Consider the following 14865-nt stretch of genomic DNA (forward strand, 5'->3'; position numbering starts at 1 on the left):
GATCGTCGTGTCGGCGCGCGGTGGTGACCCTCTCCGAGAACGTTGCTGTAACCGCCTTCGAAACTGAGCCCCGCGAACCGCGCCCGAACCCGCCCCGAACCGCCCCCGAAACGACCGGGAACAGACGGTCCGTTGCGTAACTCGATCCGGTTCGAAATCGGTTACACGTGTCAGCCGCCTCTCGCAGCGCCCGACCCTCCGGTAACTGCTCCAGAAACCGCGCATCCCGTCTCTTTCGATGGCCGTTCGGACTGTGCCACTGGTACGTTTCCTGTTGGAGGCAGGCTGCCTGAGAGAGCCGTCCTCCGCGGGCAAGTCCGGTCATCACCACGGGAGTCGGTGATGTCCGCGACCTGGTCGCCATTGCCGCACGGTGAGCTACGGTCCACGTGGGGTGAGAAAAAACGGCATGACCCGTTCTTTACCGGCCCGGGAGAGTATCAGCCGATGGCGAGGCAGTTACGCGCCGAACAGACCCGTACGACGATCATCACGGCCGCCGCCGACCTGTTCGACCGGCGCGGCTACGAGTCGACAAGTCTCAGTGACATCGTCGCGCACGCCCATGTCACCAAGGGGGCCCTGTACTTCCACTTCGCCGCGAAGGAGGACCTGGCCCACGCCATCATGGAGCTGCAGTCCCAGGCCGCCCGCCGGGTAGCCGGGGAGATCGACGATCGTGGTTACGCGTCCCTCGAAGCCGTGATGCGTCTGACGTTCGGCCTGGCCAGGCTGTCGGTGGAGGGTCCGATCGCCCGTGCAGGCCTGCGGCTCGCCACCGGGGGAGTGCCGGTCCGGCCACCTTTGCCGCATCCGTTCGCGGAGTTGCTGGACCTGGTCTCCCGACGGCTCGGCGGCGCGGTCAAGGAATCCGACATCCACCAGGACGTCGACGTCGAGACCGTGGCCCACTCCCTGGTCTGTTTCTTCGTCGGCACCCGTGTCGTCGGCCGCTCCCGTGAACCCGCCGGCCGGCTGCCCCGCCGGATGTCCGAGATGTGGTACGTCCTCATCCGAGGGCTGGTGCCGGTACCGCGTCGCCCGCGCTATCTCACCCTCGTCACGCGGCTGGAACGGGAGATCATGGCGGCGGTCTGAGAGCCGTCGGAGCAGGGTTCGCCCGTCCCCGGGTGCCGGGCGGCCGGTCGGATCGGCCGGAGCGGCCGGGGCCACGCGCTCTTCCGGCTCCGCCGCCCAGCCCGTCCGGCCGCGCCCGGCGATCATGAGAAGCGCTTCCTCCGCGCCTCCGCGATACCGTGAGCCGCATGAGTCGTACCCCCGCACCGCCCGTGATCCTCGGCAACGAACCCGGCTCGTTTCCCCGCAGTGTGCTGGCCGAACGGCATCCGGCGATCATCCGACAGGTGCGGGACGCCTTTCCCTACGGGCCCGAGGCCCACCGCGCGCTGGACGCGTTGGCGGACTCCTGCGCCGAGGGCGTCATCGAACCTCTGCCCGACGACGCGCACGACCGGGACCGTTGGCGGGACTGGGGTCTCGACGCCTACGTCGGCCGTTCCTGGTTCGACGTGCCCTGGCTGTGGTCGGAAAGCTATTTCTACCGTCGGCTTCTGGACGCCGTCGGGTACTTCGGCCCCGGGCCGTGGGCGGGCATCGACCCCTTCCGTCCCTTCAAGCTCGCCGAACTCGACGCGGCCGAGACCGACGAGGAGCTGACGGCGCTCGACTCCCTGGCGGACCGCCGGGTCGAGGAGCGGGGCCGAGCCCTTCTGCACGGCTCCCTGTGGGGCAACCGTGCCGACCTGGGCTTCCGGTTGTCCGACGGTGAGGCCGAGGGGCGGGCCGCCGTGCCGGGGCTCGTCGCTGACGACAGTGAGGCGCTCTGGTCCCTTCTCACGGTCGCGCCTGCGCCTGCGCACGGGGACCGGGATCGGGAGCGGGGCCGGGACGGTGGCCCGGGCCGGGAGGGGGACCCGGGCCGGGATGTCGGCGCGGGTGCGGGCACAACCCTGTGTCTGGTCGCCGACAACGCGGGCCGCGAACTGATCCCCGATCTCCTCCTGGTGGCCCATCTCCTCGGCCAGGGGCAGTGCGACCGGGTCGTCCTGCACGTCAAGCCGTACCCGTACTACGTCTCCGACGCGACGACGGCGGACGTCGTCGACGCGCTGCGGAAGCTGACGGGCGCGGGAGGAGCAGCCGCCGACCACGGCCGACGACTCTGGGCGGCCATGGCCGACGGCGTCCTGACGGTGCGCGCGCATCCGTTCTCCGCCGCGCCCCTGCCGTACGCGCGGATGCCGGACGACCTGCGGGCCGAGTTCGCGGGGGCGGCGCTGACGATCGTCAAGGGCGACCTCAACTACCGCCGCCTGGTGGGCGACAGCAGGTGGGCCCCGACCACCCCCTTCGCCGATGTCACCGCCTACTTCCCCGGTCCGGTCGTAGCGCTGCGCACGTTGAAGTCCGATGTGATCACCGGGCTCGACGGCGCCACGGAGGCCGCGTTGGTCGCCGCCGAGGGACAACGCTGGCGGACCGGCGGAACGCATGCGCTGATCCAGCTGAGGAAATGACCCCGCTGCCGCTGCCGCTGCCGCTGCCGCTGCCGCTGCCGCTGCCGCTGCCGCTGCCGCTGCCGCTGCCGCAGCCGCAGCCGCAGCAACAACAGCCGTACCGTTCACCGCTTTCCGCCCGATTCACGCGATGGTGTGATCATGTGCCGCCCCGCGGATGGCGGTGAGGACCCCCGGGTAGGGCCCGGCCATGACGCAGCCGTTCGAGCTACCGCAGTTCTACATGCCGCATCCCGCGCGGCTGAACCCGCACGTCGAGCAGGCGCGGGCCCATTCCACCGAGTGGGCGCGCGACATGGGCATGCTGGAGGGGTCCGGGATCTGGGAGCAGTCCGACCTGGAGGCCCACGACTACGGCCTGCTCTGCGCCTATACCCACCCCGACTGCGACGGCCCGGCGCTGTCGCTGATCACCGACTGGTACGTGTGGGTGTTCTTCTTCGACGACCACTTCCTCGACATGTTCAAGCGCACCCCGGACCGCGCCGCCGGCAAGGCCCACCTGGACCGGCTTCCGCTGTTCATGCCGCTGGACCTGGCGACGCCCGTGCCCGAGCCGCGCAACCCGGTGGAAGCGGGCCTGAAGGACCTGTGGACGCGCACCGTGCCGGCCATGTCCGAGGCCTGGCGGCGCCGTTTCGCCGTGGCGACGGAGCACCTGCTCAACGAGTCGATGTGGGAACTGTCCAACATCGACGAGGGGCGGATCGCCAACCCCGTCGAGTACATCGAGATGCGGCGCAAGGTGGGCGGCGCGCCCTGGTCGGCGGGGCTGGTGGAGTACGCGGCCGCCGAGGTCCCGGCCGCCGTCGCCGGGTCGAGGCCGCTCAGGGTGTTGATGGAGACCTTCTCCGACGCCGTGCACCTGCGCAACGACCTGTTCTCCTACCAGCGCGAGGTCGAGGACGAGGGCGAGAACAGCAACGGTGTCCTCGTCCTGGAGAAGTTCTTCGGCTGCACCACCCAGGAGGCCGCCGACACCGTCAACGACATCCTCACCTCCCGCCTGCACCAGTTCGAGCACACCGCGTTCACCGAAGTGCCCGCGGTGGCCCTGGAGAAGGGGCTCAGGCCCGACGAGGTGGCCGCCGTCGCCGCCTACGCCAAAGGCCTGCAGGACTGGCAGTCCGGCGGCCACGAGTGGCACATGCGCTCCAGTCGCTACATGAACAAGGGCGTGGCCGTCGGCGCGCCCTGGCAGAAGCTGACCGGCCCGGGAACCTCCGCAGCCGACGTCGGCGCGCTGCTCGCGTCGGCGGCCTCCGAACGCCTGCGCGCGTACGCGCACGTGCCGTTCCAGAAGGTCGGCCCGTCGCTGCTGCCCGACTTCCACATGCCCTTCCCCGTGGAACTGAGCCCGCACCTGGAGGCGTGCCGCCCGCGTCTGACGGCGTGGTCGCACCGGATGGGCATCCTGGAGGAGGGCGTCTGGGACGAGGACAAGCTCGCCGCCTACGACCTCGCGCTGTGCTCGGCCGGTCTCGACCCGGACGCCACCCCCGAGGCCCTCGACCTCAGCGCACAGTGGCTCGCCTGGGGCACCTACGGCGACGACTACTACCCGCTCGTCTTCGGCGGCCGCCGCGACCTCGCGGCCGCTCGGCTGACCACGGCCCGCCTGTCCGCCTGCATGCCCGTGGACGGCGAGGCGGCGCCCGTCGTCCCCGTCAACGCCATGGAGCGCGGCCTGATCGACCTGTGGGTGCGCACCACTGCCGCCATGTCCCCCGACCAGCGCCGCACCCTGCGCGACGCGGTCGACGTGATGACCGAGAGCTGGGTGTGGGAGCTGTCCAACCAGCTCCAGAACCGTGTGCCCGACCCGATCGACTATCTGGAGATGCGCCGCGCCACCTTCGGCTCCGACCTCACCCTCAGCATGTGCCGGGCGGGCCGGGGCCCGGCGATCCCGCCGGAGGTCTACCGCAGCGGCGTCGTCCGCGCGCTGGAGAACGCGGCCGTGGACTACGCGTGTCTCACCAACGACGTCTTCTCGTACCAGAAGGAGATCGAGTACGAGGGGGAGATGCACAACGCGATCCTCGTCGTGCAGAACTTCTTCGGCTGCGACTACCCGGCGGGGCTCGGCGTCGTCCACGATCTGATGACCCAGCGCATGCAGCAGTTCGAGCATGTGGTCGCGCAGGAACTGCCCGTCCTGTACGACGACTTCGACCTGTCGCCGGAAGCCCGCGAGGCGATGGGGGACTACGTCGCCGACCTGCAGAACTGGCTGGCGGGCATCCTGCACTGGCACCGTGAGGTCGACCGCTACAAACCCGGCTATCTGGCCCGCCGCACCCACGGCTTCCTGCCGGACCTCATGTCACCGGCCCGCGTGCCGTATCCGGCCTCGGTGCCGTATCCGTCGCTCTCCTGACGTCCTGCGCCGGCTGACGCGTTCTGCGGGCGGCGTGTTCGACCGCGGCCCGCGCCAGCGCCCGGACGATCGGATGCGGGCGTGAGCCGTCGCCGGACAGCTCCGGCTGGAACAGGGAGGCCATGAAGAACGGAAGGTCCGGAAGTTCGGCGAGGCGGGGCCGGCCGTCCTCGTCGTGGCCGGTGAAGCGCAGTCCGTGGGCGCGCAGGGTGTCGAGGTGGCGGGAGGGCCCGTACGCGCAGAAGTAGCGCTCGACCGTGCGTCCCGAGCCGATCAGGGAGTGTGCGAGCGAGCCCGGTTCCAGCGTGACCACGCCCTCGTGGCCCACGAGGGAACAGGCCAGCGGTTCGATGAGCGGGTCTTCGGCCTCGGGGTCGTTCTCGGCGTGCGCGGCGCGCGGCAGCCCGCAGACGTTGCGGGCGTACTCCAGGAGCGCGTGCTGGAAGCCACCGCAGGTGCCCAGGAACGGGATGCCCTCCTCGCGTGCCGTGCGGATCGCCGACAGGACGCCCGCCTCGCTGCGGTAGGGGCTGCCCGGCACCGCCCACACCGCGTCGAAGCCGCGCACCGCCCCGTCGGCCTCCGCCTGCTCCGTGGGGATCCAGTAGGCGTCCAGGACCAGCCGGTCGCGGACGGCGAGAGCGTCCACCAGGAGCGGGACGCGGGTGTGCGAGACGACGTTCGGCGAGCGGTCGCCGACCAGGGCGATCCGCGCGATCTGGGCTGCGTTGTCGGTCATGACGCTCATCCTCGGCGCGCCCTCGCTTCACGTCCAACGATGATTCCTGCACCTTCGATAAGCAGAGCTGATGCGCCTCTGGGATCCTGGCCGGCATGGACCCGCACCTGCTGCGCACCCTGGTCGCCGTCGCCCGACTCGCCTCGTTCTCCGAGGCCGCCCGCGAGCTCGGCTACACCCAGTCGGCCGTCTCCCAGCACATCGCGGCCCTCGAACAGGACCTCGGCGCGCCGCTGCTCACCCGCCGTCCGGTCGCCCCCACCGCGGCCGGCGAACGGCTGCTCGAACACGCGGGCCCGCTGCTGCTGCGTCTGGACGCGGCCCGCGCGGACGTCGTCCGGCTCGCCTCCGCACCCCCGCACGGGCTGACGCTGGCCGCTTCGCCGACCGCCCTCGGCCCCGTGGCTCTCGCCGCGCTTCCGTCCGCCGGCGTCACGCTGCGCGTGCTCGGCCGCGACGGCGTGTCGGCCGCGGTCGCCGAAGGCACGGCCGACCTGGGACTGGTCGACGGGCTGGCCGCGCCCAGCGACCCGCTTCGGCTGCCCGACGTGGCGCCGCTGACCACGCACGGCGTCGGCGAGGAGCCGGTCGGCGTGCTGTTGCCCGTCGATCACCCCCTCGCCGGGCGGGACGGCCTGCGCCTCGGCGATCTCGCCGACGCCCGCTGGGTGGACGCGCCGGAGGCCGGGCTGCCGCTGTCCGAGCTGCGTGCTGCGAACGGCGGCCACGGCTTCCGTCCCGCCCTGCGCTACGAGGGCGCCGACGTCCGCGTCCTGACCTCCCTGGCCGCCGCCGGCCACGGTCTGGCTCTGCTGCCCCGCTCGGTGGCCGCGGGTGCCGCGGGCACGGTCGCCGTCCCGGTCGTGGAGCCCCGGCTGGTGCACCGGATCGAACTCGTGTTCGCTGGCGCACTCTCGGGCGCGGCGCGAGCGCTGGCCGAGGCGCTGTCCCCGCGCGCGTGAGCGACGGGGCGGCCCCTTCACGCCGCCCGCACCGGCTTCGGTACCGTCCCGGTCCGGGTCAGTCTCACTCGTTCGTGGCTCGTGGTGCGCCGGTGTGCCGGGTAGTGGACCAGCCGGAGGCGATCCATGGAACACACCGCGTTGCGTCCCAAGCCGTTGCCGGGACAGGAGTCGGGAGGCTGCGCCGGTCCGGGCGACCGGGTCCCGCGCCCGCACGCCGCGCGCCGTCGCGGCGGCAGACTGACGACATTGCTGCTGGGCCTGTTCGCCGGCACGATCCTGGTGTTGTCGGGCGTGGGGCTGGGCGCCGTCGGGACGACCGTGATCGGAACGAGCAGACTGGCCGAGCTGCAGCGGCAGGCGGGTCCGGGCACCCGGGCCGGGCAGGCGACGCAGTCGGGACAGGCGGGGCGGGTGGGACAGGGGGCCGGCTCCGGACGTGCGGCCCCTTCCGCGCCGTCCGCCCCATCCCCGGCCTCCGGGGCGGGGGAGGGACCGGCCCGGGCCTCCCTGGGACTGGAGGCCGTGGACGCCCGGAAGACGGGCGCCAGGATCGTCGCCGTCCATGTGCCCGGCCCCGGCTTCACGGCGGGCCTGGTCCGCGGCGACATCCTGCTCCGGTTCGACGGCGTCAGGATCGAATCGGCGACGGACCTCGCACGGGCGGTCGACGCGACGCGCCCCGGCAGGGCCGTGCGCCTGACGGCATGTCACCGGAGCGGAGCCTGCCGGCAGTTGACGGTGATCCCGGGCGTGGTCACCTGAGAGGGACCCGTAGGACGACGGGCGAAGGGCGGAGGAGGGCGAGAGCACAGGGCGAGGGCGACGGTCGAGGGTGAAGGACGGGTCCAGCCGGCCGACGCGCCGATCCATTGCTCGTTCCACGTGCCACGTCCCACGTCCTTCGTCCTCCGTCCTCGTCCCTCGCCCTCGCCCTCGCCCTCGCCCTCGCCCCTCGGGGCGGTCGCGACGCGCGGTCCGGACGAGGGGTTGCGTCGCCGGGCGCGTCCCGTCGAGCCGCCGTGTGCGCGGCGGGCGGGCGTCCGGGAGGACGACGGCGACGGCCGGCCCGGGCCGCCGCTGCCGCCGTCGAAGCGCCGTAACCTCGTCAATCGGCTCGCGGGACCCTCGCCGGACGGGCAGGATGCTGCCCGTGGCCGTCAGGTCGGGGTCAGTGCGTCCGGGCGAGCGCCACACCTCAGTCGCCACGTCCTTCCAGGGAGGCCCGGATGAACGGCACCGCCCCCGCGCCCTTCACCGCCGACGACTACCGGGCCCGCATGGCGCGTGCCGCGCGCGAGGCCGCCGAGGCCGGACTCTCCGGCCTCCTCGTGGCGCCGGGCCCCGACCTCGTCTGGCTCACCGGGTACGCGCCCACCGCCGCCACCGAACGGCTCACACTGCTCGTCCTCGCCGCCGGCCGGGAACCCGTGCTCGTCGTGCCCACCCTGGAGGCTCCGGACGCGGCGAAGGCGGCCGGCGCTCCGGCCCTCACCCTGCGCGACTGGACCGACGGCAAGGACCCGTACGCCGTCGCCGCCGCCCTGCTCGACGCGGGCGGCCGGTTCGGGATCAGCGACAACGCGTGGGCGATGCACCTGCTCAGCCTGCAGAAGGCCCTGCCCGCCGCCTCCTACGCCTCCCTCACACAGGTTCTGCCGATGCTGCGCGCGGTCAAGGACACGGCCGAGCTGGAGCTGATGGCGGCCGCAGGGGCCGCCGCGGACCGGGCGTTCGAAGAAATCAGGCGGGTCCCCTTCGCCGGACGCCGTGAGACGGAGGTCGGCGCCGACCTCGCCGACCTGCTGCGCCGGTTCGGACACTCCCAGGTCGACTTCACCATCGTCGCCTCGGGGCCCAACGGCGCCAACCCGCATCACGAGGTCGGCGACCGCGTCATCGAGCACGGCGACATGGTCGTCCTCGACTTCGGCGGCCTCAAGGACGGCTACGGCTCCGACACCTCCCGCACCGTCCACGTCGGCGAACCCACCGAGGAGGAGCGCCGGGTGCACGACCTCGTCCGCGAGGCGCAGGAGGCGGGTTTCCGGGCGGTGCGGCCGGGGGTCGCCTGCCAGGAGGTCGACCGGGCGGCCCGCGCGGTCATCGCCGACGCCGGCTACGGCCCGTACTTCATCCACCGCACCGGCCACGGCATCGGCGTCACGACCCACGAGCCGCCCTACATGATCGAGGGCGAGGAGCAGCCCCTCGTGCCCGGGATGTGCTTCTCCGTCGAGCCCGGCGTCTACCTGCCCGGTCGTTTCGGGGTGCGCATCGAGGACATCGTCACCGTCACCGAGGACGGCGGCCGCCGTCTCAACGACACCACTCGCGAGCTCGTCATAGTGGACTGACCCGTCCCCCAGGAGTCTCCGGCACCCACCCGAACGGCAACGGCGCGATCATGACCCAGGCACCGAAACCCACCGCGGACACCGTCCGCCGACTGGTCCGCGCGCTCCTCGAGGAGAGCGGCCCGGGAGGTCCGGGCGGCCCGGGCCCGGAGGTACGGCCGGTCGCGGAGGACGGCCCGCAGACCACCTGGTGGGTCGGCGCCCGCCATGTGCTGCATCTGGCCCCCGACCGCGAGTCCGGCCGGCGCCGCCTGCGCGAACTGCGGCTGCGCGACCTCGTCCGCCCGCACGTCCCGGTGGCTCTGCCGACCGGCGTCGCGCACGGCGAGTGGTCCCCGGGGCTGGTCTACACCCTCGACACGAGGCTGCCCGGCGGCACGGCCGAGGAGCACGACGTGTCGGCCGTCGGCGAGGCCGACCTCGCCGGACTGCTCGGCGGGCTCCGCGAGGTCCCGCCCCGGGCGGCCGAGTCGCTCGGAGTGCCGCGCACCGGCCCGCGCTCGCTGGAGGCGCTGCGCCGGACGGCGGTGGCCGCGGCGGAAGGCCTGGCGCGGGCCGACGAGTTCGACCCCGCCCGTCTGCACCAGCTCACCCCGCCCGGCGCGGCCCAGCTGGCCGCCCAGCCCGCCACGGCCGTCCTCGTCCATCACGCCCTGCGGGGCGAGCACCTCGTGGTGAGTGCGGACGGCCGGGTGCGCGGCGTCCTGGACTGGACCGAGGCGGTCGTCGGGGATCCCGCGGAGGACATCGCCGGTCTCGCCCTGGCCGTGGGCTCCGGCGCCGCCGTACGGGCCGCCACCCTCGCCGGTTACGGCGCCCGCCCCTGTCTGCGCGGCCTGTGGCTCGCCCGCTGCGACACCGTCGTCCGCCTCGCGGAACACGTCACGGGCCGCGGCCCCGGCCGGCGGGACCCGGAGGCCCTCTCCCTGTGGCGTACCCGGCTGGGACGGGCCTGGGAGGCCATCCTGCTGGAACGGGTGACGGAACTGCGCGAGGACGCGGAGGGCGGAGAAGGCGGGGAGGGCCCACCGGACGAGGGACCGTGACCGCCTCGGCCGTCTCGCCCCCTTCGCCGGCTTGCCGGGACGGGGCCGACACCGCATCCGGGGCGGCGCCGGCCCCCGCACGCGGTGACAGCGGGGCGTTCGCGACCCGTCCCGACCCGTCCCGACCCGTCCCGACCCATTCCGTCCCGTTGCGAATCGTCCCGACCCGGCCCGACCCGCCCCGACCGCCGCCCCGTCCCGCGCCCGGTTCGTCGGGTGTGCTCAGTCCTGTTCCAGGATCACGCACGACCGGCCGGGCAGTTGCAGCAGACCGTCCGGGCCCGGTGCGTCCACCGGTTCCCACGCGGCCAGCACGCGGGCCGGGCGCGGACCGAGCGGGATCGCGGCCGGCTCCGCGCCGAGGTTGACGGCCACCCGGACGTCGCCGCGCCGGAAGGCCAGCCAGCGGGACTGCGCGTCGTAAGCCACCTTGATGTCGGTCAGGTCGGGGTCGGTGAGGTCGGCCTGCGCGTGCCGCAGCGCGATGAGCTCGCGGTACCAGGCCAGCACGCGCGCGTGCGGCTCGCGCCGCGGCTCGGACCAGTCCAGGCAGGAGCGCTCGCGGGTCGCCGGGTCCTGCGGGTCGGGCACGTCCTCCTCGGCCCAGCCGTGCGCCGCGAACTCCCGCCGACGGCCCCGCCGTACGGCCTCGGCCAGCTCGGGGTCGGTGTGGTCGGTGAAGTACTGCCAGGGCGTGCCCGCGGCCCACTCCTCGCCCATGAACAGCATCGGCGTGAACGGGGCGGTGAGCGTCAGCGCGGCCGCGCAGGCCAGCAGACCGGGGGAGAGGGATGCCGAGAGGCGGTCGCCGAGGGCGCGGTTGCCGACCTGGTCGTGGGTCTGGGCGTAGCCCAGCAGCCGGTGCGCCGGCGTCCGGGCGCGGTCCAGCGGACGGCCGTGGCGGCGGCCCCGGAAACCGGAGTACGCGCCGTCGTGGAAGAAGCCGCCGGTGAGGGTCTTGGCGAGCGCGGCGAAGGGGTCACGCGCGAAGTCGGCGTAGTAGCCCTGGGACTCGCCGGTGAGCGCCGTGTGCAGGGCGTGATGGAAGTCGTCGTTCCATTGCGCGTGCAGGCCCAGGCCGTTCTCCCGGCGGGGGGTGATCGTCCGCGGGTCGTTCAGGTCGGACTCGGCGATCAGGAACAGCGGCCGGCCGCTCTCGGCGGCGAGGGCGTCCACGGCCGCCGTCAGCTCCTCCAGGAAGTGGCACGCGCGCGTGTCCGCGAGGGCGTGGACCGCGTCCAGCCGCAGTCCGTCGAGCCGGTAGTCGCGCAGCCAGGCCAGCGCGCTGTCCCGCAGGTAGGCGCGCACCTCGTCCGAGCCGGGCGCGTCCAGGTTGACGGCCGCCCCCCACGGCGTGTGGTGCGTCTCGGTGAAGTAGGGGCCGAACTCGGGCAGGAAGTTCCCGGACGGTCCCAGATGGTTGTGCACCACGTCCAGGACCACGCCCAGACCGAGTTCGTGGGCCCGGTCGACGAAACGCTTCAGCGCCTCGGGACCGCCGTACGGCTCGTGCACCGCCCACGGGGACACCCCGTCGTATCCCCAGCCGTGCCGGCCCGGGAACGAGCACAGGGGCATCAACTCCACGTGGGTGATGCCGAGTTCGGCGAGATGGCCGAGGCGTTCGGCCGCCGCGTCCAAGGTGCCCTCGGGGGTGTAGGTGCCCACGTGCAGCTCGTACAGGACCGCCCCCGGCAGCGGGCGCCCGGGCCACTGCGCGCGCCAGGTGTGGCGGCCCTGGTCGACGACCGCGCTGAGCCCCTCGGGGCCGTCCGGTTGACGCCGAGAGCGCGGATCGGGCCTGAGCGGGCCGTCGTCCAGCGAGAAGCCGTACCGTGCGCCGTCCCCGGCCTCCGCCTCGGCGGTCCACCATCCGGATCGCTCGGGATCGCGTTCCATCGCTCGCGCCACGCCCTGGCACTGGAGCGTCACACGTTCGGCCTGCGGTGCCCACACCTCGAACTGCACGGACGGTTCCCCTTCGTCTGTTCACCGTGATGGAGCGCGTCGTCGTCCATCGTGCTCCAATGGAGATCGATCCGCTTCGGGAACACTCCCATTGTCGCCACGCGCGCGCGGTGGCGTTTTCCCGTCTTCTGGACACCCGGGGTTTCGCTGACCGACAATCACGAGCGTGACGTCGTCCTTCGAGTTCAACACGTACCCCGCGCGGCTGTCCGACGTGGAGCGCGACCGGGCGCTGAAGGTGTTGCGTGACGGCGTCGCCATGGGGCGTCTGTCACACGACACGTTCATCCGGCGCATGGAGCTGGCCCTCGCGGCCCGCCGCTCGGACGAGCTCGCCGTCCTCACCGCCGACCTGCCCAGGGAGAGCCGTCTCTCCCGCGTCGTCTTCGGCAGCGTCGAAGCGGTCTCGGGCTTCACCGTCCGGCTGCGCCGGGCCTGGCAGGCCGAGCGGCTGCCCAAGCTGCTGCTGCCGCATCCCGGCACCGAGCAGGCGCTGCGCATCGGCCGCGATCCGGCGAGCGGCCTGCGGCTGACCCACGAGAGCGTCTCGCGGGTGCACGCCGAGCTGAGCCGCCAGGGCGGGATGTGGGTGCTGCGCGACCTCGGCTCGACCAACGGGACGACCGTCAACGGACGCCGGGTCATCGGCGCGGCCGTGGTCCGCGAGGGCGACCAGGTCGCCTTCGGCCGGACGGCGTTCCGTCTCTCGGTGAACTGAACCCGCGCGGTTCCCGCCCGGGTCCGGTACGGCTCCCGCCCGGGTCCGGTACGAGTCGCGCCCGGGTCCGGTACGAGTCCCGCCCGGGTCCGGTACGAGTCCCGCCCGGGTCCGGCCCAGGTACCGCAAGAGTCCCGCGCAGGTCTGCTCGCGTCGCGTCCAGTGCCGCCCAAGTCCCCTGGACCGGCGCGGTGTTGACGCGCCGGCGGCCCATGACTCACTGTGCGTACACCGGCCACGCCCGGTGAACCGACGGCGCGGCCTTGTGGAGGTGTGCCCTGCCGCTCCTCCGCTACCCGACGGTGGACGAACTCGCGGCCCGCGCGGCCGCGCTCGCCGCCCGCAGCTCCGGGGACGTCCGGTTGCGCCGCGTCGGTGTCTCGCGCGCGGGCACGCCCCTGTGGCTGCTGCGCGTAGGGCGGGGGACCCGACAGGCCCTGGTCGTCGCCGGACCGCACGCCAACGAGCCCGTCGGCGGCGCCACCGTCCTGCGGCTGGCCGAACGCGTCCTGGCCGACCCGCGGCTCACCGCCGGAGCCGACGCCACCTGGAACCTGCTGCTGTGCCTGGACCCCGACGGCCTGCGCCGCAACGAGGGCTGGCTGGCCGGCCCCTACAGCCTCGGCCGCCACTTCCGGCACTTCTTCCGGCCGGGCTTCCTGGAGCAGCCCGAGTGGCTGCCCGACGGCGCGGCCGCCGCTGCGCTGCCGGAGACCCGTGCGCTCCTGCGTCTGCAGGACGAACTGCGACCCTTTCTCCAGTGCTCGCTGCACGGCGTCGACGTCGGCGGCGCCTTCGTCGAACTCACCCATGACCTGCCCGGGCTCTCCCGGCGGGTCGGCCACGCCGCCGCCCGCCTCGGCATCCCCCGCGAGTTCGGGCCCTACGACACCCTGTACTGGCCCCGGCTGGGGCCGGCCGTGTACCGGATCCCGGCGCCGCGCGGGGGCACGGTGGCCGCGGCCGTCGCCGGGGCCGCGGTGGACTCGACCTGGCACCACCCGCGCCCGCACGGCACCCTCACCGCCGTCGTCGAAGCGCCGATGTGGGGTGTGGCGGCGGTGCAGGACGCCTCCCGGCCGGCCGACCGGGACGCCGCGCTGCGCTCCGTGAGCCAGGCCCTGCGCCGCGACGCCGCGGTGCTGGAACGTATCCTCGCCCGCGTCCGGCCCCACCTCCTCGACGTCCCCGACACAGCCCGGCTGCTGGCCCCGGTCGACGACCAGCTCCTGGTGTGCCCCGGCCTCGCGGACGCCTGGCACCCCGACACCGCGGACGCCGCCCGCCCGCTCCCGCCGCTCGGCACCGCCCACCTGACCGCCCTGCGCATCGCGGGCCGCCGGATCGTCCTGCGCACGGCGGGGCTGCTGCACCGGCTGGTCACCGCCGCCGGACGCGATCCGTGCGACGCGCTGCCGGAACTCGACGCGCTCATCGACGCGGGATGCGCCGACTACCGGGACGCGCTCGGGGCGCGCTGGATCCCCGTCGCGCGCCAGGCGGAGTACCAGGCGCGGGTCGTGCTCGCCGCGTTCGAACTGGCCGGCCGCGCCCCCGCCGGACCCGCTCCGGCCCGTTCGGGTGAGTCGGACTGGGGTACACGGCCCGCCGTGCCGATGCACCGGGAATGACGTACTTCTCCGACTTCCCCCAACGGTCCCGGTCCCGCTCGGCCAGAGCCGTGCGGCGTGCCCTGCCGGCCGCGGCCGCCCTCCTGCTCGCCATGGGCGCCGCCCCGGCTCTCGCGGCCTCAGGGGACGCCGTCCCCGGCAACTGGCTCCAGCTCACCGTCACCCGCGGCGACGCCCGCTCCAGCGACACCCGCGGGACCCTGCTGATGTGCGACCCGCCCCAGGGCCACTCCCGGGCCGCGGAGGCCTGCGACATGCTGGCCCGGGCCGACGGCGACGTCGACGCCGTCCCCGGCGACGGCGACCGCGTCTGCCCGCTGGTGTACGCGCCGGTGACGGTCCGCGCGCAGGGGCGGTGGAACGGCCGCGCGGTCGACTACCGGCACACCTTCAGCAACGACTGCGAGCGGGAGGCGCTGACCGGGGCGGTGTTCGCCCTGGACGACGAGCAGGTGCCCGAGGTCTGAGCGGTACCGCTGTCTGAGCGGTACCGGTGGTCGCGGCACGCGCGCGTGCCGCGACCACCG

Annotated in this window: 13 protein-coding genes; 11 read left to right on the top strand and 2 right to left on the bottom strand. The window is 73.8% G+C overall.

What is annotated here, in order from left to right:
* The first annotated feature begins 447 nt into the window (after window positions 1-447).
* The 4 genes from BG482_RS05055 to cyc2 all read left to right on the top strand — a co-directional run bounded on the left by BG482_RS05055 (window position 448) and on the right by cyc2 (window position 4917).
* Complete coding sequence (locus BG482_RS05055) at window positions 448-1098, top strand: ScbR family autoregulator-binding transcription factor (protein WP_069767607.1); 651 nt, start codon at window positions 448-450, stop codon at window positions 1096-1098.
* A 167-nt stretch (window positions 1099-1265) separates the two neighbouring features.
* Window positions 1266-2537, top strand: a complete 1272-nt coding sequence (locus tag BG482_RS05060; RefSeq protein ID WP_069767608.1) for a damage-control phosphatase ARMT1 family protein — start codon at window positions 1266-1268, stop codon at window positions 2535-2537.
* The gene (locus BG482_RS43760) at window positions 2534-2704 is read left to right on the top strand and encodes a hypothetical protein (protein WP_176741309.1); all 171 of its coding nucleotides are present in this window, start codon (window positions 2534-2536) and stop codon (window positions 2702-2704) included. The genes BG482_RS05060 and BG482_RS43760 overlap by 4 nt, the downstream gene beginning before the upstream one ends.
* Before the next feature lie 23 nt (window positions 2705-2727).
* Window positions 2728-4917, top strand: coding sequence for a germacradienol/geosmin synthase Cyc2 (cyc2, locus tag BG482_RS05065; RefSeq protein ID WP_069767609.1), 2190 nt, complete (start codon window positions 2728-2730; stop codon window positions 4915-4917).
* Here cyc2 and BG482_RS05070 read toward each other — a convergent pair.
* Window positions 4859-5656 carry a hypothetical protein gene (locus tag BG482_RS05070; RefSeq protein WP_079141595.1) on the bottom strand — a complete coding sequence of 266 codons (798 nt, stop codon included), beginning with the start codon at window positions 5654-5656 and terminating at the stop codon, window positions 4859-4861. The two genes, cyc2 and BG482_RS05070, sit on opposite strands and share 59 nt — an antisense overlap.
* Window positions 5657-5751: 95 nt before the next feature.
* On the opposite strand from BG482_RS05070, the gene BG482_RS05075 reads away from it, so the two are divergent.
* The 4 genes from BG482_RS05075 to BG482_RS05090 all read left to right on the top strand — a co-directional run bounded on the left by BG482_RS05075 (window position 5752) and on the right by BG482_RS05090 (window position 10021).
* Window positions 5752-6618 carry a LysR family transcriptional regulator gene (locus BG482_RS05075; RefSeq protein WP_069767610.1) on the top strand — a complete coding sequence of 289 codons (867 nt, stop codon included), beginning with the start codon at window positions 5752-5754 and terminating at the stop codon, window positions 6616-6618.
* 126 nt (window positions 6619-6744) lie between these two features.
* Window positions 6745-7383, top strand: a complete 639-nt coding sequence (locus BG482_RS05080) for a PDZ domain-containing protein (RefSeq protein ID WP_069767611.1) — start codon at window positions 6745-6747, stop codon at window positions 7381-7383.
* Between the two features lie 464 nt (window positions 7384-7847).
* Complete coding sequence (locus BG482_RS05085) at window positions 7848-8975, top strand: aminopeptidase P family protein (RefSeq protein WP_069767612.1); 1128 nt, start codon at window positions 7848-7850, stop codon at window positions 8973-8975.
* 50 nt (window positions 8976-9025) lie between these two features.
* Entirely contained in the window at window positions 9026-10021 is a 996-nt protein-coding gene (locus BG482_RS05090) for an aminoglycoside phosphotransferase family protein (RefSeq protein WP_069767613.1), read from the top strand.
* A gap of 222 nt (window positions 10022-10243) precedes the next feature.
* Here the strand turns inward: BG482_RS05090 and treZ are convergent, their stop codons facing one another.
* Window positions 10244-11989, bottom strand: coding sequence for a malto-oligosyltrehalose trehalohydrolase (gene treZ, locus BG482_RS05095; protein WP_069767614.1), 1746 nt, complete (start codon window positions 11987-11989; stop codon window positions 10244-10246).
* A 166-nt stretch (window positions 11990-12155) separates the two neighbouring features.
* On the opposite strand from treZ, the gene BG482_RS05100 reads away from it, so the two are divergent.
* From BG482_RS05100 to BG482_RS05110, 3 genes are all read left to right on the top strand, one after another.
* Window positions 12156-12707, top strand: a complete 552-nt coding sequence (locus BG482_RS05100; RefSeq protein ID WP_069767615.1) for a DUF1707 and FHA domain-containing protein — start codon at window positions 12156-12158, stop codon at window positions 12705-12707.
* A gap of 302 nt (window positions 12708-13009) precedes the next feature.
* On the top strand, window positions 13010-14338 hold the full coding sequence (locus BG482_RS05105; protein WP_370745749.1) for a M14 family zinc carboxypeptidase: 1329 nt from the start codon (window positions 13010-13012) through the stop codon (window positions 14336-14338).
* Window positions 14335-14805, top strand: a complete 471-nt coding sequence (locus tag BG482_RS05110) for an SSI family serine proteinase inhibitor (RefSeq protein WP_069767617.1) — start codon at window positions 14335-14337, stop codon at window positions 14803-14805. The genes BG482_RS05105 and BG482_RS05110 overlap by 4 nt, the downstream gene beginning before the upstream one ends.
* Window positions 14806-14865: the final 60 nt, after the last annotated feature.

It is taken from the genome of Streptomyces sp. LUP30 (genome assembly GCF_001746365.1).
Taxonomy (GTDB): Bacteria; Actinomycetota; Actinomycetes; order Streptomycetales; family Streptomycetaceae; genus Streptomyces.

What these genes read in the sequence shown, in the direction of transcription:
- BG482_RS05110 (WP_069767617.1), top strand. Translation starts at nt 14,335, where the DNA reads ATGACGTACTTCTCCGACTTCCCCCAACGGTCCCGGTCCCGCTCGGCC.
- BG482_RS05085 (WP_069767612.1), top strand. Translation starts at nt 7,848, where the DNA reads ATGAACGGCACCGCCCCCGCGCCCTTCACCGCCGACGACTACCGGGCC.
- BG482_RS05075 (WP_069767610.1), top strand. Translation starts at nt 5,752, where the DNA reads ATGGACCCGCACCTGCTGCGCACCCTGGTCGCCGTCGCCCGACTCGCC.
- BG482_RS05090 (WP_069767613.1), top strand. Translation starts at nt 9,026, where the DNA reads ATGACCCAGGCACCGAAACCCACCGCGGACACCGTCCGCCGACTGGTC.
- BG482_RS05055 (WP_069767607.1), top strand. Translation starts at nt 448, where the DNA reads ATGGCGAGGCAGTTACGCGCCGAACAGACCCGTACGACGATCATCACG.
- cyc2 (WP_069767609.1), top strand. Translation starts at nt 2,728, where the DNA reads ATGACGCAGCCGTTCGAGCTACCGCAGTTCTACATGCCGCATCCCGCG.
- BG482_RS05080 (WP_069767611.1), top strand. Translation starts at nt 6,745, where the DNA reads ATGGAACACACCGCGTTGCGTCCCAAGCCGTTGCCGGGACAGGAGTCG.
- BG482_RS43760 (WP_176741309.1), top strand. Translation starts at nt 2,534, where the DNA reads ATGACCCCGCTGCCGCTGCCGCTGCCGCTGCCGCTGCCGCTGCCGCTG.
- BG482_RS05070 (WP_079141595.1), bottom strand. Translation starts at nt 5,656, where the DNA reads ATGACCGACAACGCAGCCCAGATCGCGCGGATCGCCCTGGTCGGCGAC.
- BG482_RS05060 (WP_069767608.1), top strand. Translation starts at nt 1,266, where the DNA reads ATGAGTCGTACCCCCGCACCGCCCGTGATCCTCGGCAACGAACCCGGC.